Source organism: Halorubrum wangae (assembly GCF_051194135.1).
GTDB lineage: Archaea > Halobacteriota > Halobacteria > Halobacteriales > Haloferacaceae > Halorubrum.
In genome coordinates this window covers 888,593-907,854 of the sequence record NZ_JBLZNH010000001.1, presented here as the reverse complement: position 1 = coordinate 907,854, position 19,262 = coordinate 888,593, and the positions used below count along the sequence as shown (strand labels likewise).

Below are 19,262 nucleotides of genomic sequence, written 5' to 3'. Positions count from 1 at the left end.
GAACGCGAACAGTTAGTTCTCGAGTTCGGCGGCGTCGTCGATCCGCATCGAGCCGAGTTTCTCGACGGTCTCGTCGAGTTTCTCGTCGAGTTCGTCGACGAACTCGTGGGTGCGCTCGGTCGTGATGGCGCCCTGACTGGACGGCTCGATGAGGTTTTCCTCTTCGAGCACGCGCAGCGAGTACCGGACTTTGTGGTGGGGGTACCCGGTTTCGTTCGACATCTTGACGATGCCGATCGGCTCGTTTTCGATAACCATCCGCAGAACCTGGAGGTGTCGCTCCAGCATGTCTACCTCCTTCTCTAGTCGATCTATCATGGCACATGTTAACTAGTCATGCCCCGGTTTAAAAGTTGCTGTCGGGAACGGGGTCCGGGTCGCTCGATCCGGCGTTTTGACGTGGCAGTAGTTAACGTGTTCGATTAGGATTGACAGCCGGATCCGGGAAGTGACAGCACGAACGGGCATATCTCGTGTAGACGCGTCTCGATCTGATGCACAATCATGCAGTGATCGCGTCTGTAGACCGTAATCTGTTTTACCCCCCGGCCGGAACCCACGGGCCGTATGACACTCACCATCGTCGGCTCCCAGCTGGGTGACGAGGGCAAGGGCGCGCTCGTCGACCGGTGGGGAGGGGACGCGGACGTCGTAGTCCGATATCAGGGCGGCGACAACGCCGGCCACACCGTCGTCGAGGGCGGCGCGGAGTACAAGCTCTCGCTGGTACCGAGCGGCGCCGTCCGAGGCACGGTCGGCATCCTTGGCAACGGCTGCGTCATCAACCCACGCACGCTGTTCACCGAGATAGATGACCTGCGCGAGCGCGGGCTCGAACCTGACGTGCGGCTCGCCCGTCGAGCGCACGTTATCATGCCGTACCACCGCGTTCTGGACGGGATCGAAGAGGAAGTCAAGGCCGACGACGACGCCGGTGACGAGGTGGGGACGACCGGCCGCGGCATCGGCCCGACGTACGAGGACAAGGCGGGCCGCCGAGGCATCCGGGTGGCCGACCTCCTCGATCCCGACGTGCTCCGCGACAAGCTCGAATACGCGGTCCCGCAGAAGCGCGCGCTTGTGGAGGACGTGTACGGGCTCGACATCGGCGACGACCGCGCCGAGGCGTTCGACGTCGACGCGCTCCACGAGGAGTTTTCCGCGATCGGCGAACGTCTCGCCGAGGAGGAGATGACGGTCAACTGCTCCGACTACCTCTACCGCCGCCACGAGGCCGGTGACGAGATTCTCTTCGAGGGCGCGCAGGGGACGCACATCGACGTCGACCACGGGAACTACCCGTTCGTCACCTCCTCGAACCCGACCGCGGGCGCCGCGTCCGTCGGCTCCGGACTCGGCGTCACGTCGGTCGGCGAGGGCGAAGTCGTCGGCATCGTGAAGGCGTACCTCTCGCGCGTCGGCGAGGGGCCGATGCCGACCGAACTCGACGGGGACGCCGACGAGGAGACGCTCGCCGACGAGATCCGCGAGAAGGGCGGCGAGTTCGGCACGGTGACCGGTCGCCCGCGTCGGATCGGCTGGCTCGATCTCCCGATGCTACGTCACGCCGCGCGCGTCTCCGGATTCACCGGCCTCGCGGTCAACCACGTGGACGTGCTTGCCGGGCTGGACGAACTGAAGGTGTGTACCGCCTACGAGATCGACGGAGAAGAGATCGACACCGTCCCCACCACGACCGACCGCTGGGAGCGCTGCGAGCCGGTGTACGAGACGCTCGACACCTGGGCGGAGTTCGACTCGGCCGCGGTCGCCGCGGACGGCTACGACGCGCTTCCCGAGGCGGCCCGCGAGTATCTGGAGTTCGTCGCCGACGAGACCGACACGCCCGTCTACGCGGTCGGCGTCGGTCCCGACCGCGAGGAGACGGTCGAACTGACCAACCCGTTCGACGAGTAGGAACGCGGTGACGGTCGCGGCCCTCGCCGCGCCCGCCCAGACGCGATTCGATCTCGCTTATTTTGGATCGATCCCATCGAGCGCAGCCATATCCTCACCGGTCAGCGACAGCTCCGCGGCGGCGACGTTCGATTCGAGGTGTTCGACGCTCGACGTGCCCGGGATCGGGAGCGTCACGTCGGAGTGTTCCAGCAGCCACGCGAGCGCGACCTGTCGGGTCGTCGCGTCGTGACGGCCGGCCACCTCCTCGAGCACGTCCGCGACGCCGTCGTCGTCGACGGTGTACATCGGCCCCCACGGGATGAAGCCCACGTCGGTCCGCTCGCAGGCGCGCAGCACGTCCTCGTCGTCGCGATGTCCGACGTTGTATCGGTTCTGGACGGTCGCGACGTCGACGATGTCCGTCGCGGTCTCTAGCTGATCGACGGTGACGTTCGAGAGGCCGACGTGTGCGATCTGTCCGGCGTCTATCATCTCCGCGAACGCGTGGACCGACGCCTCGAAGTCGGTGTCGGGGTCGGGGCGGTGGTACTGATACAGGTCGATAGTGTCGGTCCCGAGCCGGTCGAGGCTACACAGCACCTGATTCTTCAGGAAATCGGGGTCTCCGTGGGGGAGCCAATCGCCGTCGCGATTGCGGAGCAGGCCGGCCTTCGACGCGATCACCACGTCGTCGGGGTCGCCGAGCGCCTCGCCGATCAGTCGCTCCGAGACGCCGGGCCCGTAGGAGTCGGCGGTGTCGACGAAGTCGACGCCGAGGTTGACCGCGCGCTGGAGCACGTTCTTCGCGTCGGCCTCGTCGGCCGGTCGACCGATGATGTCCTCGCCCGTGACCCGCATCGCGCCGAAGCCGAGGCGGTTGACGGTCAGATCGCCGCCCAGATCGAACGTGTCGCTCCTGCTGGTGGTCGATGGAGACATACCCTTTCGTTCGCGGTCCATTGGCAAAGTCGTGGGGGTGGTGGAAGGGCGTCTCGCGGAGATTAGGTCGCGAGCGGTCGCCCGTCTTGCGTCCGTCGCTACTCATAAACCGCCCCCGCGCGATCATGAGGTATGGACGCCGAGCGCGAGGTACTCGACGTGTTGGCGCGGAACGCCCGCGAGGACATTGGCGACATCGCGGCCCAGACGGGCCTCGATGCTGACGCGGTAGCGGATGCCATCGCGGCGCTCGAGGCGGACAACGTGGTCCACGGCTACCAAGCGGTCATCGACTGGGACCGCGTCGACGAAGGGAAGGTCCGAGCGATCGCCGAGATCAACGTCGAACTCGACCGCGAGACCGGCTACGAGCAGGTCGCCGACCGGATCGCGAAGTTCCCGGCCGTCGACGCGCTCCACCTCGTCTCCGGCGACTACGACTTCGCCGTCGAGGTGCTCGGAGAGTCGATGCAGGACGTCTCCCGATTTATCTCCGAGCAGGTCGCCCCCATGCCGGAAGTCACCCAGACGGTGACGCATTACATCATGGAGACGTACAAGGACGGCGGGGTGCGGTTCGAGGACGGCGACGACGACGACCGCCTCTCAGTCTCGCCATGAGGCTGTCGGACCGAGCGCGCGACCTTCCGGAGTCGGGGATCCGGAAGTTCTTCGAACTCGCCGAGGCGCGCGACGACGTGATCTCATTGGGGGTCGGTGAACCCGACTTCTCCGCCCCGTGGGCGGCCCGAACCGCCGCGATCGACTCGTTAGAACGCGGAAAGACCTCCTACACGTCGAACCGTGGGATGGCGGCGCTCCGCGAGCGGGTCGCGATTCACCACGAACGGTACGACCAATCGTACGATCCGGGTGACGAGGTGCTCGTCACCACCGGCGCGAGCGAGGCCGTCGATCTGGCCTTCCGCGCGCTCGTCGACCCCGGCGACACGGTCGCCGTCCACGAGCCGACGTACATCTCGTACGGCCCGGGGATCGAACTGGCCGGCGGCGAGCAGCTGACGGTCCCCACGCGAGCCGCGGACGACTTCGCGCTCACGCGGGAGTCGCTGGCGGCCTCTGGCGCCGCGGACGCGGACATCCTCGTGCTCTGTTACCCCAACAACCCCACGGGAGCGACGATGACCGAGGAGGAGTTCGCCGAGGTCGCCGCCTTCTGCCGCGACAACGACCTCCGCGTGATCGCCGACGAGATTTACGCCGCGCTCACCTACGGAACCGACCACACCTCCATCGCGACCCAGCCCGGAATGCGCGAGCGGACGGTCGTCGTCAACGGCTTCTCGAAGGCCTACGCGATGACCGGCCTCCGACTGGGGTATGCGTTGGGGCCGAGCGAAGCGATCGACGCGATGAACCGGATCCACCAGTATACGATGCTGTCGGCGCCGACGACGCCGCAGTACGCCGCGATAGAGGCGCTCGACCGCTGCGATGACGAGGTCGCAGAGATGGTGAACGAGTACAACCGCCGCCGTCGGCTCGTCGTCTCTCGGTTCAACGAGATGGGGCTCGACACGTTCGAGCCGGGCGGCGCCTTCTACGCGTTCCCAGACTGCGGGGGCGACGACGAGGCGTTCGCCGAGGAACTGCTGGAGGCCCAAGGCGTCGCAGTCGTTCCCGGTTCTGTCTTCGGCGCGGGCGGGGAGGGCCACCTCCGCGTCTCGTACGCGACCTCGATGCGCGAACTGAAGGAGGCGACCGACCGGATCGCGACGTTCGTCGCGAACCGCTGAGGCGGCGGACGAGATCCGCATCGACGCCCGATGTCCGATACCCGAGAGTCGACGGTCGTCGGCCGCCCGCCGCCCGTAAACGAACAACTCCTCTCGAATTGTCGGCCGTTCGCTAACAATTAACACGGTTAATGACAATCGTCCGGGTATGGATTTCCAGCTAACCGACGAGCAACGACAGCTACGCGAGGAGGTACGGAAGTTCGCCGACGATGAGATACGGCCCGTCGCGACCGAGTACGACGTCGCCGAGGAGTACCCCCACGAGGTGATGGAGAAGGCCGCGGAGATGGGACTGCTCGCGCCGCACGTGCCTGTGGAGTACGGCGGCGTCGGCTACTCCTCGCTGGAGAACGCGATCCTCACCGAGGAACTGTTCGCCGCCGACCCCGGGATCGGCCTCTGCGTCTCCAGCGCCGGATTCGGCGCCGAGGCGCTGATGGAGTTCGGTACGGAGGCCCAGAAGGAACGCGTCCTCCCAGAGGTGACCGCCGGCGACGCGGTGATGGGTTCGGCCATCTCGGAGCCGCAGGCGGGGTCGGACGTCACCTCGGTCGCGACCCGAGCGGAGAAGGACGGCGAGGAGTGGGTGATTAACGGCTCGAAGATGTGGATCACGAACGGCACCGTCGCCGACTACTTCGTCGTCGTCTGCGAGACCGACCCGGACGTCGACGACCGCTACTCCGGCTACTCGCAGATCCTCGTCGAAGGGGACCGCGACGGACTCACCCGCGACAAGATCACCGGAAAGCTCGGCATCCGCGCGAGCGACACCGCGGAGCTTCGGTTCGACGACGTCAGGGTGCCCGAGGAGAATCTCATCGGCCAGCGCGGCATGGGCTTTCTCCAACTCATGCAGTTCTTCGACGAGACCCGTACCGCGGTCGCCGCGCAGGGCGTCGGGATCGCTCGTGGCGCGGCCGAGCGCGCGCTGGAGTACGCGGAGGAGCGCGAGCAGTTCGGTCGGTCTATCTCCGACTTCCAAGCGATCAAGCACAAGCTCGCGGAGATGCACACGAACACCGAGGCCGCGCGGTGGCTGACGTACCGCTCCGCGTGGGCCGTCGACAACGAGGCGGGCGATCTAACCGCGCTCGCGTCGATGGCCAAGGAGTTCGCGTCTCGCACCGCGGTCGAGGCCGCCAGCGAGGCGGTCCAGATCCACGGCGGCGCCGGCTTCGTCAACGACCACGACGTCGAGCGCCTCTACCGCGACTCGAAGATCACCCAGATATACGAAGGGACCACGGAGATCCAGAAGAACATCATCGCCCGCGAACTGCTCGACGAGGGGTTCTGAAGCCGGTGGTCGACTCGCCTATCACTCGTGACCGGTATGTAAAAATCGGCGGGGGACATACGGTCTCGCCATGAGCGACGACGCGGAGCTCTTGGCGGGGAGCGACGTCAACCCGAAAGACCGGCTCAAGCGGCAGCGCGACGATCTCCGGCTGTTGAACCAAGTGATGCGCCACGACATCCGAAACGACCTCCAACTCGTCGGCGCGTACGCCGAACTGCTCGACGATCACGTCGACGAGGAGGGGGAGGCGTACTTGGACGTGATCAAGCGGAACACCGAGACCGCCGTCTCGCTCACCACGACGGTTCGTGACCTCGCCGAGGTCATGCTCCGCGACGAGGCGGAGCCGAGTCGCGTCTCGCTCAACCGGATCCTCTCTCAACAGATCGAGGAGGTCAGGTCGGGCTACTCGGAGGCCGTCTTCACCGTCGAGGGATCGTTCCCCGAGGAAGAGGTCATGGCGGACGAGATGCTGAGTTCGGTGTTTCGGAACCTCCTCCGCAACGCGGTCCAACACAACGACGAGACCCCGCCGACGGTGACCGTCTCCGCCGACCTCGACGAGAAGGACGGCGTCGTCGAGGTGCGCGTCGCCGACAACGGCCCCGGGGTCCCGGAGAGCCACCGCGACGAGGTCTTCGGCAAAGGCGAGAAGGGACTCGACAGCCCCGGCGCCGGGATCGGACTCTACCTGGTCCGGTCGCTCATCGAGATCTACGGCGGCGACGTGTGGATCGAAGACAACGAGCCGAAGGGCGCGGTGTTCGTCGTCAGACTGCCGCTGGCGTCGTAGCGAGGCTCGGCCGGCCGCGGCGGCCCCGCCGTGCCGCGCTCACTCCTCGTCGTACGACATCGCGACCGAGTTGATACAGAACCGCTTTCCGGTGGGCTCGGGACCATCGTCGAACACGTGGCCGAGGTGCGAGTCGCAGTTCGCGCAGCGGACTTCGGTGCGCCGCATCCCGTGGCTCGTGTCGACCCGCGTCGTTACCGACTCCTCCTCCGCGGCGTAGAAGGCGGGCCAACCGCAGCCGGACTCGTACTTGGTCTCGGCATCGAAGAGAACGGCTCCGCAGGCCCGACAGCGGTACTCACCGTCCTCGGGGTGGTGATCGACGTACTCGCCCGAGAACTTCGCCTCCGTGCCGCTCTCGCGGAGCACGCGGTACTCCTCCTCAGAGAGTCGCTCGCGCCACTCGGCGTCGGTCAGTTCGCTCGGATCGACCTGCTCTCGCTCGTCGGTCTCGCTCATACGATCAGTACGGGACCCACGCTCAAGGCGGTTGCGGCCGGACGAGCGGTCGGCTCGCCCGAACCGCCCCTGAAACTTCTCGCCGTCGGCGCTCAGATCATGCCCATGTCCCCGAGCCGATCGGGGAGGTAGGTGTCGGTGACGAAGTCGAGCCCGCGGCTCGCGAGCGACTGCTGTTCGGACTTCTTCCCGATGTCGAGTTGGAGTTCGATCTGCTCTTCCCAGTAGTCCGTCTGGAAGCGCGGGTCCTCGAGCTCCGACTCCAGGGCGTTGACGTCGGAGTCGGAGAGCGGGTCGGCCGGGAGGTCGTACTCGACGATGTCCTCGGGCTGGATCCCGACGAACTGCGCCTCCGGGGTCGCGAGGTACTTCGAGAGGTGCGCGGACTTGATCGAGCCGTACGCCACGGAGCCGTAGATCCGGTAGGACCACGGGTCGCCGTCGGCGAACACCGCGACGGGAACGTCGAGCTCGTCGTGGACGCGCTTCGTGATCCGCCGAGTCGCTCGCGCGGGCTGGCCTTTTAAGTGGATGACGAGGCAGTTGTACTCTTCGTCGAACCCGTTCTCGACGAGTCGGTCGCGCATCCCGCCGGTCTCGACCGCGAGTGCGAAGTCGATGTCGTCGTCGAGGAACTCGATCATGTCCGGGTTGTTCGGGATCTGGTATCCCCCCTCGCCGACGTCCTTCTGACAGTGGATCTCGCGCTCGCCGCGCCGGGTCTGCTCGCGGATCTCCAGCGGCCCCATTAGGGTGGCGCCCGACTCCTCCGGGCGCATGTGGAAGTCCTCGCGGGTGACGCCCGTAACGATCTCTAAGTCCTCGACGAGGTCGTTGGACTCGTCTTGCGACTTAAACTGGGCCTCGTTGTTGTCCCACGACTCGGAGAGGTAGTACAGCTCCCGCAGCGTCGAGGAGCGCCCCTCGTCGAGTTGATTGGCAAGGAACTCGATCGTGTACGCGGCCTTCAATAGCTTGCGAGCGCCCCGTACCGAGTTGGCGCTTCGCGTCGACGTGCGGTCGCCGTACGTCCACACGCCGCTTGCGGTGTCGTACTTGATGTTGCTCTTCGTCCGCGTCGGAAGCTGAAGCTCCGGGATATTGCCGCCCGCGAACTGGTCGTAGAAGTCCGCGGCCAGGTCGATCAGCTGGTCTCGTGCGTCTGAGTCTGTCGTCATTTACGCGTTCACCGTGAGTTTCTCCGTTTCGACGCCGCCGACGCTGACATCGAACTCGGCCTCGTCGTCGACCGCGTACGTCAGTTCCCGCTCATCGCCCGAGGGGACCTCGGGCTTCCACTGCACGAACCACTCACCGTCCATATCGACGACCGTGCCGTCGGAGAGGTCCGTCGGCTCGGCCGAGACGATGTCGGTGATCTCCAACCGCTCGTTCACGTCGGAGTGGTTCTCCACGACCAGCGTCACGGTGCCGTCCGACACCTCGCGTTCGACGCTGACGTTGTTCATGATCCGCGCGAGTGCGCCGTCGATGTCGGGGCGCGGGCGACCCGTGACCTCGGAGACCTTGTCGGCCATCTCCGGGAGGATCTTTCCGAGCACGTCCTGCTTCTCGCGGCGCTGCTGCATCGAGCGACGCTTGTTGAGGTACGACTTCAGTTCGCGGGCGGCCTCCCGCACCGCGAGTTCGATCTCGTCTTCGATCGCGGGGACGTTCGCGAGCGCGTCCTTCGACTCGCTCGTGAACGGGACGTTCGTGGAGGCGACGTGGATGCTGATGACGGCCGGCCCGTTCGGCATCCCCGACCCGCCGGGCTGGTCGAGCCCGTAGTTGCGCCACCCGATCGATTTGATCACGTCCGTCGTCGCGCAGGCGCCGCGCTGGTAGACGAGCGGGACGCGGTTCGCGAAGCGGAGCAGCTCCACGGAGCCCTCCGCCGGAATCGATCCGCCGTACGCGATACCTGCCTCGACGATGAACGGGTCCCCGCCGTGGACCTCGGCGTCGCGGGTCGCCGCCGCGTAGAAGTCGGCCTCGTACTCCTTACGCAGGCCGGCTTCGACCAACTCGGCCGTGATCGGTGCGAGACAGTCGGTCGGCGGCGCCAGGATGTCGGTGGTGCGCATCGCGCCCAGCAGGTCGGCCGAGGCGTCGCGGTCGGCGGCGATCGACTTCACTTTCGGCGGATCGTCGGGCACCGTACGAGCCCGCGACCAGAACGCCTCGACGATGTTCTCGCGGGCGGTCTCGCCGAATGTCGCCTCGTGCTGTTCGGCGACGAAGTTGGCCGCGTCGGCGACCAGTCGTTCGAGGTCGTCCCGGGTGATCCGGAAGGCATCACCGTCGAGGTTCAGGAACCGACGCGTCAGCGCGTCGGCCATCGCCTGCACCGCGGCGTCGTCCTTGCGAGTCGAGGTCGCGTCGTCGACGAGTGCGTACACGTCGGCGACGATGGGCGACGCGGCGGTCTCGCCATCCTCGTCGTCCCCGTGACCGTCTGCGCCTTCGGCAGCGGCGACTTCGCCGTCGTCCCCGACACCGGTGATCGCCAGCCAGGCCGCGTCGACCGCGTTCTCGCGGACTGTCCCGCCGAAGGTTTTGCCCGTATCGTCCTCGACGTGGTCCGCGATGTTCCCGACGATCGTAGCGAGTTCGGCGCGTGAGATCCGGTCGTTTCCCGCGACCGTCTCGGCGACGCCGTCGGCGAAGGCGGTCGTCGCCGCCTTCCCCTTGTTGGCGACCGCTTCGCTCACTGATTGCGCGACGTCGCGGTCGTCGTGATCGCGCGGCGGCGTCCACGATAACTCCCGCCCGAAGTAGATGTCCCGGAAGTTGTCGATGACGCTGTCCGCGGTCTTCTTGCCGACTCGGGTGAACTCCTCCTGGAGGAACCCGGAGACTGAGTACGACTCGGTCGCCTCCAGCATCTTGATTAGCGAACCGAGCTCGACCCCGTGGGGGTGGGGGCGAATCTCCTTCGTCTCCGCCGGCAGCTCGTCCGTCGCGCGCTCGAACTTCATCGGCTTGTCGAGCCCCGGCTCGCGCAGTTCGATCCGCGCGTGGGGGTTGACGACCGCCGTGTGTTTCACGTAGTCGTGGAGCTGGCCGCGGGCGCGCATGTTCGCCTCCATCTCCAACTCGATCCGCGTGCCGTGGGGGCGGTCCCACGTCGTCTCCTCGTCCGCCTTGATCTCCGGCTCGTTGGTGTCGGTGTCGATGATGAGCTCGAAGTACTGCGCTCGCGACTGTCCCTTCGGTCGCGAGGTTATCTTCGCCGGTTGCCCCGAGGTGAGCTGGGAGTACAGCACCGCCGCGGAGATACCGATCCCCTGCTGGCCGCGCGACTGCTCGCGGGCGTGGAACCGACTCCCGTACAGGAGCTTCCCGAACACCTTTGGGAGCTGTTCTTTCGTGATGCCCGGTCCGTTGTCCTCGATGACGAGCCGGTAGTAGTCGCCCACCTCCTCGATCTCGATGTAGATGTCGGGGAGGACCCCGGCCTCCTCGGTCGCGTCGAGGGCGTTGTCGACCGCCTCTTTGACGGCGGTGACGAGCCCGCGGGCGCCCGAGTCGAACCCGAGCATGTGTTTGTTCTTCTCGAAGAACTCGGCGATGGAGATCTCGCGCTGACCCTCGGCCAGCTCCTCCGCGATCCCCTCCTCGTCGCCGATCGTCGACTGGAAGGACGTCATTCGGTGCCTCCACCTTCCACCGAGACACTTAAAAACGCACCGCCGGCGCGGTGAAAGTGAATCTCCGCGTCAGACGCCGTCTCGATGCCACGTTCGCAACCGAATCGCTCGAGGCGTCGACCTCGTTTTCGGGCGACAGGTTTCTCCCCGTGAGACCCCTCAGTCGGACCATGCAAGGCTGGACGACAGACGACATGCCGCGACTGGACGGAACCACCGTCGTGGTCACCGGGGCGAACAGCGGGCTCGGCTACGAGGGGACACTCGCGTTCGCCGAGAAGGGTGCAACCGTCGTGATGGCGTGCCGGAGCGTGGACCGCGGCGAGCGAGCGGCCGACGACATCCGACGGGAGAGCGACCTCGACGAGAGCGATATGGACCTCGACGTCCGGGAGTGCGACCTCGCGTCGCTCGACTCGGTCCGGGAGTTCGCCGAGGGGCTCGCCGCGGACTACGACGCGGTCGACATCCTCTGTAACAACGCCGGTGTGATGGCGATACCCCGCAGCGAGACCGAAGACGGCTTCGAGACGCAGTTCGGCGTCAACCACCTCGGTCACTTCGCGCTCACCGGCCAGCTGTTCCCGCTGCTCGAGGCTGCCGAAGGCGTGAACGGTGCGGCCCGCGTCGTGACACAGTCTTCGGGCGCCCACGAGCAGGGCAAGATGGACTTCTCCGACCTCAACTGGGAGCAGTCGTATGGCAAGTGGAAGGCGTACGGCCGGAGCAAACTCGCGAACCTGCTGTTCGCCTACGAACTTCAGCGCCGGATCAACGACGCCGGAGCGAGTGGTGAGGACGGCGGCGAGAACGACGGGCTCTCCCTCCGGAGCGTCGCCTGCCATCCGGGGTACGCGGCGACGAATCTCCAACACCGGACCGCGGAGGAGAGCGGTAATCCTCTGATGAAGGTCGGGATGAAGGCCGCGAACGCGGTGCTCGGACAGGACGCCGCGACGGGGGCGCTCCCGATGCTGTACGCCGCGACCGCCGATGTCGACGGCGGCGCCTACATCGAGCCGGGCGGGTTCATGAACATGCGCGGGACGCCTACCGTCGGGCGGTCGAACGACGCCTCCTACGACCGGGGCGACGCCCAGATGCTCTGGGAGTACTCCGAGGAGGCGACCGGCGTCGAGTTCCCGATATAACGACGGAACGCGAGCCAGTGGCGGGTCCCCTCCCGAACATTTCGCGGATCGGTTCGTTCATCCTCACGTAGTCGGCGACGAACGCGTCGAGGTCGTCGGTGTCGTCGAGAGACACACCGGGACGCCCCGCTCGCCGAGTAACCTCCCGACGCTGTCGCTCGGGAAGCGATATACGGAGAACGCGTTTCGAGAGCTATCCGTGATCCGATCGGAGTAGTGACCGAGCTAGACCCGAGTGAGGTTCGTCGCGCGCGGACCCTTGTCCGCCTCCTCAATCTCGAACTCTACCTCCTGGCCTTCCTCGAGGTCCGGGCCGCCGACGTCTTCCATGTGGAAGAACACGTCCTCGTCAGCGTCGTCAGTCTCGATGAATCCGTAACCGCCGGTGTCGTTAAAGAAGTCGACCTTGCCTGTCGCCATCGCAGTCCGACAGACACCCGTCTGCGTCATAAGTGTTGTGTGGGTACCGATTCCGCTCGGTCCGACGCGGTCGCGCGGTGGTCAGGCCGAACGCGACCCGGTTCCCGAAACGTTAGGTCGGGCGCGGCCGTCGCCACGCATAGACTCGCCGTGGGAAACGACGACGCTCGGGTCGACATGACGACGGGGGCGATCTCCCCGAAGCTGTTCGGCCTCGCGTGGCCGCTGGTCCTCGGGAACCTCCTCCAGACCCTGTACAACCTCGCGGACATGTTCTGGGTCGGACGGGTGAGCACCGAGGCCGTCGCCGCCGTCTCGCTCATGTTCCCGCTCTCGTGGCTGTTCGTTTCGACCGCGGTGGGGCTTACGGCCTCGACGATCGCCCTGGTCTCACAGAACGTCGGCGCCGGCAACGACCGCCACGCCGACGAGGTGGTGGCCCAGACGGTGTTGCTCGCGATCGCCGTCTCCGTCGCCCTCGCGGTCGTCGGCTTCGCGGCCCGGCACCGGCTGTTGTACTGGATCGGCGCGCGCGACGCGGTGTTCGTCGAGGCGCTCGCGTACATCGAAGTGATACTTCTCACACTCCCGCTCACGTTCCTCTTCTTCGCGTTCCGTGCCGCCCTGCAGGGCGCGGGCGACACGACGACCGCGATGTGGCTGGTCGGAATCTCCGCCGGGATCAACATCGTCATCGACCCCGTGTTCATCCTCGGGTGGGGACCGATCCCCGCGATGGGAACGCGCGGGGCCGCCGTCGCGACGCTGATCGCGCGCTTGTTCGCGACCGCGGTCGGGATCGGAATCCTCCTGCGCGGCGATTGGGGGGTGAAGCTGTACGTCCGCGACCTCGTTCCTAACCCGGCGATTCTCCGCAAACTGATCGATATCGGCTATCCCGCCACGCTCGACGGCTGGGCGCGGTCGTTCGCCGCCGTCTTCATGGCCGCGCTCGTCGCGCGCTTCGGCCCGGCCGCGACCGCGGCCTACGGCATCGGCGTCAGGCTGATGTCCGTCTCGTGGTCGGTGGCGGGCGCTGTCGGGCAGGCGACCGCGACCGGCGTCGGGCAGAATCTCGGCGCCGGGACGCCCGACCGCGCCGTCGCCGTCACCCGTGTCGCGACACTCGGGACCATGGCGCTCCTCGGCGTCGCCGGCGGCGCCGTCTGGCTGTTCCCGGCGGTCGCGGTGGGAGTCTTCATCGACGATCCGGCGACGATCGCCGAGGGGGTCGTCTTCCTCCGCGTCATCGCGCTGTCGTGGGCGTTCTTCGGCGGGCTCATGGTGATCCAGGGCGCGTTCCGCGGCGCGGGACACACGAAGGCGGCGCTGGCGCTGTCCCTCCTCTCTCGGTGGGCCGTCCGAGTTCCCCTCGCGGCCCTGCTCGCGTTCGGAGCCGTCTCGTTCACGCTCGGGGGGTTCGCGATCGGTCCCGTCGACGTGCCCTCGCTCGACGTCGGCTACGTCGGCCTCGACTGGGGCGTCGTGGGGCTCTGGTGGGCGTACGCGACGGCCGCCGTGGTCTCCTTCACGGTCGGCGCGGCGTGGTACCTGCGCGGAACGTGGACGGAGGGCGTGGTCGACGAGCCAGACGGCGCATCGGTCGCGCCGGACGGTGACGCCGACGAGGGGAGCGGCGAGAGTCCTGACGTGTCGGCTGAGACGGTCGACGACTGACGGGAGCGGCCCCGGCGACTACCGCTGCTCTCTCGCCATCGACAGCGAGAAGAAAAAGCCGAAGTACGCGGGGATGCCGGCAAGCATGAACATGTACAGCACCCACTGCGGAGCGTTCGAGAACGCGAAGTCATAGATAAGTGACACGAGCATCACCCACGCGACCGCAAACGCCAGGTCCTGTACCATCCCGGTCCGGTTCTCGCTGACGTGCGATCGGACGCGGTCGACGAGGCCCTCCTCGTCGGGGTCGTCTATCGGATCGGTCTCTGTCATGAGTGAGCGTGTCGGTCGACGTACGTCGGTGTTCCGGAAGCGAAGCGAGACGGCGTCGCGATAGGGGCGCGCCGGACGGTCCGACGCGGTCGCGGCTCGGGCCTCAGTCCTCGTCGAGGTAGTCGACGACGAGGACGGGCACGTGCGTCGAGCGCAGCGTGCGCTCGGTGACGCTGCCGAGGAGCGCGCGCCGAACGCCCGCGCGACCGTGACTGCCCATCACGATCAGGTCTATTCCGTGGTCATCGGCGTAGTCGGCGATCACCTTGTGGGGGCGGCCGCCGGAGACGTGTTCCACGACCTCGATGTCGCGCTCCGCGCCCCGGGTCGCGACGGCGCCGGTCGCCTCGTCAGCCTTCGATTTCAGCTCCTCCATCTCGCCGAACCGACCCTGCTTGAGCCGATCAACTTGCTCGGTACCGAGACTGAGGTTGACTGAGTCAATGTCCACCACGTACAGCGCGTGGACATCGGCGTCGTACTTCTCCGCGAGGTCGAGCGCGTGTGACACCGCGGACTCTGCGACGTCGCTTCCGTCGGTCGGAATCAGGATGTGTTCGTACATGGGTCACTCCTCCGCGGTCGCGTCATCTTCCGCACGTTCGTCGTCGACGGTCGCGTCGTCCGTTGTGCGGCCACCGTCGGTCGCCATCTCCTCGCCGCCGTCGGCGACGACGTCCTCGGCCGTCTGCTGCTGACGCATCGGCTCTGGACTGTGACACTGTCGAACGATACGCTTCGTCTCTATCGGCGGTTCATCGGTCGCCAGCGAGACGACGATGGTGACGACGAAGACGATCGGAACCGAGATCAGCGCGGACCCGATTGCGGGCAACCACGTCGCCAGCGACGCGCTGAGCGGCGCTTCAACGCCGCTGATGTACGTCGGGACGACCTCATTGATCATCGGGATGAACCAGATGACGAGCCCGGTCGTCATACCGGCGAGCGCGCCTTCGCGGTTCGTGTTCTCCCACCACATGCCAAGGAAGAACATCGGGAACAGCACTGCTCCGGCCAGCGAGAACGCGTACGAGACCAGTGCGGCGATCGGCGCCGCGGGGTCGAGCGCCGCCAGCGTCGTCAGGACGCCGAGCAGGACGATGCTCAGTCGGCCGACGAGCACCTGCTGGCGCTGGGTCGCGTCGGGGTTGATGATGGTCGTGTAGATGTCGTGCGAGATGGCCGAGGAGCCGGCGATGAACAGCCCGGCGGTGGTCGCAATCGCGGCCGCGATACCGCCCGCCGCGACCAGTCCGACGAACCACTGTGGGAGGTTCGAGAGCTGCGCGGCCAACACGACGATCACGTCGGCTGCGGAGCTCGTCATCCCGGGGTCACCGTAGACGGCGCCGATGTTATTGGCGTAGAGGTCGGTCCCGAACGCCGCGAACGCCGGCGCGCTGAAGTAGAGGATACAGATGAACAGCAGCCCCCAGACGGTGGACCAGCGGGCCGTCCGCTCGTTCTCCACCGTATAGAAGCGAACCAACACGTGCGGGAGCCCGCAGGTCCCGACGATGAGCGAGAACGCCGTCGCGATCCACAGGTAGTAGCTGGCGTTGACGAACGGCTCGGAGAACTCGGCGCTCAGCTGGGTTATCAGTGCGCCGTACTCGATGTGGGGCAGCACCGTCGAGTAACCGTTCGCGAAGCCGACGGCGTAGAGGCCGGCGACGAACGCGACGATGAGGATGACGTACTGGACGGCCATGTTCTTCGTCGCGCCCAGCATGCCGGACAGCGTGAGGTAGCCGACCGTGATGGACATCATGATGATGACCATAGCCTGGTAGCCGCTCAGTCCGAGGAAGCCGAGGTCGCCGAAGATGTACAGGCCGACGAGCGCCATCCCGCGCGCCTGCCCGATGGCGTAGACGAAGCCGATCAGGAACGTCGTGACCGCGCCGATGGCGCGTGCGGTGTCGGAGTTGAAGCGGTCACCGACGAAGTCCGGCGCCGTGTACTTCCCGAACCGACGCAGCTGCGCGGCGAGGAAGATGAGGAGGATGAAGTACCCCGTCGTCCAGCCGACGACGAATGCGAGCCCGTAGACGCCGGCCGTCGCGATGAGCGCGGCCATCCCGAGGTACGACGCCGCGGACATCCAGTTGGCGCCGATCGCCATCCCGTTCTCCAGGTTCCCGATCGAGCGACCGGCGACCCACATGTTCTCCGTGTCGGCCACGCGGAAGACGAAGCCGATGGCGAGGAAGATGAGCAGCATCCCGACCACCAACACCGACGGGAGCGCCTTGAACGAGATGTCGAGCCCTTCGGGGAGCAGTTCGCTCTGCAGCAGCGCCGCGGCGAGCGAACTCATGCGCTACCCCCCGCGTCGTCGTGTTCGATCCCGTACTTGGTGTCGAGTTCGTCGCGCCGCTTCGCGTACCAGGCGGACAGGGTCAGCGCGCCGCCCGGCGCGCCGATGGCGATGAGGAAGTAGTGCAGCGGGAAGCTGATGATCGGCATCTGCGTCGTCATCGCGCCGGGCGCCAGGTAGGTCGCCGTTACCGGGCCGAAGACGATGACCGCCCAGATGGCGAATCCTGTCCAGACGATCTGGAGGTGTTCGCGCATGTACGGCGTGCTCGGGTTCAGGAGGTTCACCTCCGAATCGAGATAGTTTGTCTCTCTATGCTGCTGTGCCGCGCCCGTGGCGACGCCACCGTCGGTGGCTACATCGTCGGATGCGTGGCCACCGTCGGTCGCCACGTCATCAGAGTCGTGTGAGCTATTATCTGTCATGTGTTGTGTTCCGCTGTGTCGTTGTGGTTTTGTCGTCGGTCGTGTGTCCGGTTCGATCGTGATACTCGTTCGCGCGTCGAGGCCCCGGCTCGCTGTATCGGGTAAAAACGGAGCCGGTAGGCGGCTACTCTTCGTTCGCCTTCTGCTGGATCTCCTCGACGATCTCCGGGTTCCGGAGTGTGCTCGTGTTCCCGAGCTCTTTGCCGTCGGCGATGTTCTCAAGCAGGCGGCGCATGATCTTCCCCGACCGGGTCTTCGGCAGGTCGGGCGTGAACACGACCTGCTCCGGCCGAGCGATCGGACCGATCGCGTCCTCGACGCCGGCGATGATGGCGTCGCGGAGTTCGTCGTTGCCCTCGTAGCCGTCTTCGGTGGTCACGTACGCGTAGACGGCCTCGCCTTTGATCTCGTGGTCGCCGCCGACGACGGCGGCCTCCGCGACGCCCTCGACGCCGACGATCGCGGACTCGATCTCCATCGTCCCCAGCCGATGACCGGAGACGTTGAGCACGTCGTCGACGCGACCGAGGACGGTGATGTAGCCGTCGTCGTCGATCTTCGCCCCGTCCTCCGGGAAGTACACCCAGTCGTCTGGGTCGTCGCTGTCGGTGTCGGAGTACTCGGCCCAGTACTCCTCGATGTAGCGCTCGTCGTTGTTGTACAGCGTCCGGAGCATGCCGGGCCACGGCTTCTGAACCGTCAGGTAGCCGGCCTTGCCCGGCTCGACCTCGTCGCCGAGCGTGTCGAGGATCTGGACGTCGAGCCCCGGGAGCGGCGGCCCCGCGGCCCCCGGCTTCATGTCCTTGATCCCCGGAAGTGTGGTGATCATCATTCCGCCCGTTTCGGTCTGCCACCAGGTGTCGACGATCGGGCAGTCCTCGTCGCCGATGTGCTGGTAGTACCACTTCCACGCGCGCGGGTTGATCGGCTCCCCGACCGTTCCGAGCAGCCGCAGCGAGGAGAGGTCGTGGCGGTCCGGGAACTTCGACCCCCACTTCATGAACGCGCGGATCGCCGTGGGCGCCGTGTACAACTGAGTCGCCCCGTAATCCTCGACGATCTCCCAGAGACGGTCGCGCTCGGGGTGGTCGGGCGTCCCCTCGTACATCATCGTCGTCGTTCCGAGCGCGAGCGGCCCGTAAACGATGTACGAGTGACCCGTGATCCAGCCGATGTCCGCCGAGCAGAAGTACGTGTCATCCGGCTTGATGTCGAGGACGGACTGCGACGTCCACGATACCCACGAGAGGTAGCCGCCGGTCGTATGTTTCACGCCCTTCGGCTTCCCCGTCGTCCCCGAGGTGTACATCAGGAACAGCATGTCCTCGGCGTCGCGGGTGACCGGCTCGACCTCGGCGCCCTCGTGGTCCGCGATGAGGTCGCCGTAGTCGTGCTGGTCGTCGCCGAGGTCGTGCCCGAAGCCGTCGCCGTTCGGGCCGAGTCGGTCGACCACGACGGTCGTGGTGTCGTGGTCGACGCCCGCGAGCCCCTGATTCGCCTTGTCGAGGTGGTCGAGGGGGTCGCCGCGCCGGTAGTAGCCGTCGCAGGTGACGAGGTACTCCGAGTCTGCGGCGTTCATCCGCGTCGCGAGCGCGTCCGCGGAGAAGCCGGCGAAGACGACGCTGTGGGGCGCACCGATGCGCGCACACGCCAGCATCGCGACCGGAAGCTCCGGGATCATCGGCATGTACAGCGTCACCACGTCGTCCTCCTCGACGCCCTGCTCGCGGAGTGCGGCCGCGAACTCGTTTACCTCCCGGTGGAGCTCTCGATAGGTGTACGTGCGATCGTCCTCGTCGACCGGCTCGCCGACCCACTCGATCGCGGCCTCGTCGCCGCGCTCGTCCAGATGTCGGTCGAGACAGTTCGCCGACGCGTTTAGTTCGCCGCCGGTGAACCACTCGTAAAACGGCGGGTTGCTGTCGTCCAGCACTTGGTCGTAGTCGGACTCCCAGTCGAGGAGGTCGGCCGCGGTCTCCCAGCACCCCGGCCAGTTCTCGTCGAACTCCTCATAGATCCCGGGATCGGAGACGTTCGCCCCCGATACGAACGACTCTGGCGGCTCGAACACCTCCTGCTCCTCGAGTCTCGCTTCCAGTTGACCGTCACCGTCTGTCATGGTACGATCCTACTCATCCGATCTCAGCATATAAACGCTGGCGCTAAATACGAAAAATCGTGATG

The 19,262-nt window shown here is 66.4% G+C and carries 18 protein-coding genes; 7 read left to right on the top strand and 11 right to left on the bottom strand.

The annotated features are described in order from the left end of the window. Positions 1-12: 12 nt before the first annotated feature. Complete coding sequence (locus tag ACNS84_RS04590) at positions 13-318, bottom strand: hypothetical protein (protein ID WP_004595838.1); 306 nt, start codon at positions 316-318, stop codon at positions 13-15. Positions 319-567: 249 nt separating this feature from the next. On the opposite strand from ACNS84_RS04590, the gene ACNS84_RS04585 reads away from it, so the two are divergent. Continuing rightward, on the top strand, positions 568-1,917 hold the full coding sequence (locus ACNS84_RS04585; protein WP_435073657.1) for an adenylosuccinate synthase: 1,350 nt from the start codon (positions 568-570) through the stop codon (positions 1,915-1,917). A gap of 57 nt (positions 1,918-1,974) precedes the next feature. On the opposite strand, the gene ACNS84_RS04580 is transcribed toward ACNS84_RS04585, so the two are convergent. Continuing rightward, entirely contained in the window at positions 1,975-2,838 is an 864-nt protein-coding gene (locus ACNS84_RS04580; RefSeq protein ID WP_435073656.1) for an aldo/keto reductase, read from the bottom strand. 132 nt (positions 2,839-2,970) lie between these two features. Here ACNS84_RS04580 and ACNS84_RS04575 point away from each other — a divergent pair, with 132 nt between their 5' ends. From ACNS84_RS04575 to ACNS84_RS04560, 4 genes are all read left to right on the top strand, one after another. Then, the gene (locus tag ACNS84_RS04575; protein ID WP_435073655.1) at positions 2,971-3,459 is read left to right on the top strand and encodes an Lrp/AsnC family transcriptional regulator; all 489 of its coding nucleotides are present in this window, start codon (positions 2,971-2,973) and stop codon (positions 3,457-3,459) included. Continuing rightward, a complete protein-coding gene (locus ACNS84_RS04570; RefSeq protein ID WP_435073654.1) occupies positions 3,456-4,595 on the top strand; it encodes a pyridoxal phosphate-dependent aminotransferase in 1,140 nt (379 codons plus the stop codon). Before ACNS84_RS04575 ends, ACNS84_RS04570 begins: the two co-directional genes overlap by 4 nt. A gap of 148 nt (positions 4,596-4,743) precedes the next feature. After that, positions 4,744-5,898, top strand: a complete 1,155-nt coding sequence (locus ACNS84_RS04565; protein WP_435073653.1) for an acyl-CoA dehydrogenase family protein — start codon at positions 4,744-4,746, stop codon at positions 5,896-5,898. 70 nt (positions 5,899-5,968) lie between these two features. Continuing rightward, the gene (locus ACNS84_RS04560; protein WP_435073652.1) at positions 5,969-6,694 is read left to right on the top strand and encodes a sensor histidine kinase; all 726 of its coding nucleotides are present in this window, start codon (positions 5,969-5,971) and stop codon (positions 6,692-6,694) included. Positions 6,695-6,733: 39 nt separating this feature from the next. Here ACNS84_RS04560 and msrB read toward each other — a convergent pair whose 3' ends face one another. From msrB to ACNS84_RS04545, 3 genes are all read right to left on the bottom strand, one after another. Then, positions 6,734-7,153, bottom strand: a complete 420-nt coding sequence (gene msrB / locus ACNS84_RS04555) for a peptide-methionine (R)-S-oxide reductase MsrB (RefSeq protein ID WP_435073651.1) — start codon at positions 7,151-7,153, stop codon at positions 6,734-6,736. A gap of 92 nt (positions 7,154-7,245) precedes the next feature. Further along, a complete protein-coding gene (locus ACNS84_RS04550) occupies positions 7,246-8,331 on the bottom strand; it encodes a DNA topoisomerase IV subunit A (protein ID WP_435073650.1) in 1,086 nt (361 codons plus the stop codon). Next, positions 8,332-10,806, bottom strand: coding sequence for a DNA topoisomerase VI subunit B (locus ACNS84_RS04545; protein ID WP_435073649.1), 2,475 nt, complete (start codon positions 10,804-10,806; stop codon positions 8,332-8,334). A gap of 170 nt (positions 10,807-10,976) precedes the next feature. On the opposite strand from ACNS84_RS04545, the gene ACNS84_RS04540 reads away from it, so the two are divergent. Next, entirely contained in the window at positions 10,977-11,957 is a 981-nt protein-coding gene (locus ACNS84_RS04540) for an oxidoreductase (RefSeq protein ID WP_435073648.1), read from the top strand. Between the two features lie 225 nt (positions 11,958-12,182). Here the strand turns inward: ACNS84_RS04540 and ACNS84_RS04535 are convergent, their stop codons facing one another. Continuing rightward, positions 12,183-12,377: a cold-shock protein gene (locus tag ACNS84_RS04535; RefSeq protein WP_435073647.1), complete on the bottom strand. Its 195-nt coding sequence runs from the start codon at positions 12,375-12,377 to the stop codon at positions 12,183-12,185. A 177-nt stretch (positions 12,378-12,554) separates the two neighbouring features. Here ACNS84_RS04535 and ACNS84_RS04530 point away from each other — a divergent pair, with 177 nt between their 5' ends. Then, a complete protein-coding gene (locus tag ACNS84_RS04530) occupies positions 12,555-14,054 on the top strand; it encodes an MATE family efflux transporter (RefSeq protein ID WP_435073784.1) in 1,500 nt (499 codons plus the stop codon). A gap of 18 nt (positions 14,055-14,072) precedes the next feature. Here ACNS84_RS04530 and ACNS84_RS04525 read toward each other — a convergent pair whose 3' ends face one another. From ACNS84_RS04525 to acs, 5 genes are all read right to left on the bottom strand, one after another. Then, positions 14,073-14,330 (bottom strand): DUF8119 family protein, encoded by a 258-nt coding sequence (locus ACNS84_RS04525; protein ID WP_435073646.1) that lies wholly within the window; start codon positions 14,328-14,330, stop codon positions 14,073-14,075. A gap of 103 nt (positions 14,331-14,433) precedes the next feature. Next, positions 14,434-14,895: a universal stress protein gene (locus ACNS84_RS04520; protein WP_435073645.1), complete on the bottom strand. Its 462-nt coding sequence runs from the start codon at positions 14,893-14,895 to the stop codon at positions 14,434-14,436. Between the two features lie 3 nt (positions 14,896-14,898). Then, positions 14,899-16,653, bottom strand: a complete 1,755-nt coding sequence (locus ACNS84_RS04515; RefSeq protein ID WP_435073644.1) for a sodium:solute symporter family transporter — start codon at positions 16,651-16,653, stop codon at positions 14,899-14,901. Beyond that, positions 16,650-17,078: a DUF4212 domain-containing protein gene (locus ACNS84_RS04510; RefSeq protein ID WP_435073643.1), complete on the bottom strand. Its 429-nt coding sequence runs from the start codon at positions 17,076-17,078 to the stop codon at positions 16,650-16,652. The genes ACNS84_RS04515 and ACNS84_RS04510 overlap by 4 nt, the downstream gene beginning before the upstream one ends. 124 nt (positions 17,079-17,202) lie before the next feature. Next, the gene (acs, locus tag ACNS84_RS04505) at positions 17,203-19,197 is read right to left on the bottom strand and encodes an acetate--CoA ligase (RefSeq protein ID WP_435073642.1); all 1,995 of its coding nucleotides are present in this window, start codon (positions 19,195-19,197) and stop codon (positions 17,203-17,205) included. Positions 19,198-19,262 lie beyond the last annotated feature (65 nt).

What these genes read in the sequence shown, in the direction of transcription:
- ACNS84_RS04590 (WP_004595838.1), bottom strand. Translation starts at nt 318, where the DNA reads ATGATAGATCGACTAGAGAAGGAGGTAGACATGCTGGAGCGACACCTC.
- ACNS84_RS04585 (WP_435073657.1), top strand. Translation starts at nt 568, where the DNA reads ATGACACTCACCATCGTCGGCTCCCAGCTGGGTGACGAGGGCAAGGGC.
- ACNS84_RS04580 (WP_435073656.1), bottom strand. Translation starts at nt 2,838, where the DNA reads ATGTCTCCATCGACCACCAGCAGGAGCGACACGTTCGATCTGGGCGGC.
- ACNS84_RS04575 (WP_435073655.1), top strand. Translation starts at nt 2,971, where the DNA reads ATGGACGCCGAGCGCGAGGTACTCGACGTGTTGGCGCGGAACGCCCGC.
- ACNS84_RS04570 (WP_435073654.1), top strand. Translation starts at nt 3,456, where the DNA reads ATGAGGCTGTCGGACCGAGCGCGCGACCTTCCGGAGTCGGGGATCCGG.
- ACNS84_RS04565 (WP_435073653.1), top strand. Translation starts at nt 4,744, where the DNA reads ATGGATTTCCAGCTAACCGACGAGCAACGACAGCTACGCGAGGAGGTA.
- ACNS84_RS04560 (WP_435073652.1), top strand. Translation starts at nt 5,969, where the DNA reads ATGAGCGACGACGCGGAGCTCTTGGCGGGGAGCGACGTCAACCCGAAA.
- msrB (WP_435073651.1), bottom strand. Translation starts at nt 7,153, where the DNA reads ATGAGCGAGACCGACGAGCGAGAGCAGGTCGATCCGAGCGAACTGACC.
- ACNS84_RS04550 (WP_435073650.1), bottom strand. Translation starts at nt 8,331, where the DNA reads ATGACGACAGACTCAGACGCACGAGACCAGCTGATCGACCTGGCCGCG.
- ACNS84_RS04545 (WP_435073649.1), bottom strand. Translation starts at nt 10,806, where the DNA reads ATGACGTCCTTCCAGTCGACGATCGGCGACGAGGAGGGGATCGCGGAG.
- ACNS84_RS04540 (WP_435073648.1), top strand. Translation starts at nt 10,977, where the DNA reads ATGCAAGGCTGGACGACAGACGACATGCCGCGACTGGACGGAACCACC.
- ACNS84_RS04535 (WP_435073647.1), bottom strand. Translation starts at nt 12,377, where the DNA reads ATGGCGACAGGCAAGGTCGACTTCTTTAACGACACCGGCGGTTACGGA.
- ACNS84_RS04530 (WP_435073784.1), top strand. Translation starts at nt 12,555, where the DNA reads ATGACGACGGGGGCGATCTCCCCGAAGCTGTTCGGCCTCGCGTGGCCG.
- ACNS84_RS04525 (WP_435073646.1), bottom strand. Translation starts at nt 14,330, where the DNA reads ATGACAGAGACCGATCCGATAGACGACCCCGACGAGGAGGGCCTCGTC.
- ACNS84_RS04520 (WP_435073645.1), bottom strand. Translation starts at nt 14,895, where the DNA reads ATGTACGAACACATCCTGATTCCGACCGACGGAAGCGACGTCGCAGAG.
- ACNS84_RS04515 (WP_435073644.1), bottom strand. Translation starts at nt 16,653, where the DNA reads ATGAGTTCGCTCGCCGCGGCGCTGCTGCAGAGCGAACTGCTCCCCGAA.
- ACNS84_RS04510 (WP_435073643.1), bottom strand. Translation starts at nt 17,078, where the DNA reads ATGACAGATAATAGCTCACACGACTCTGATGACGTGGCGACCGACGGT.
- acs (WP_435073642.1), bottom strand. Translation starts at nt 19,197, where the DNA reads ATGACAGACGGTGACGGTCAACTGGAAGCGAGACTCGAGGAGCAGGAG.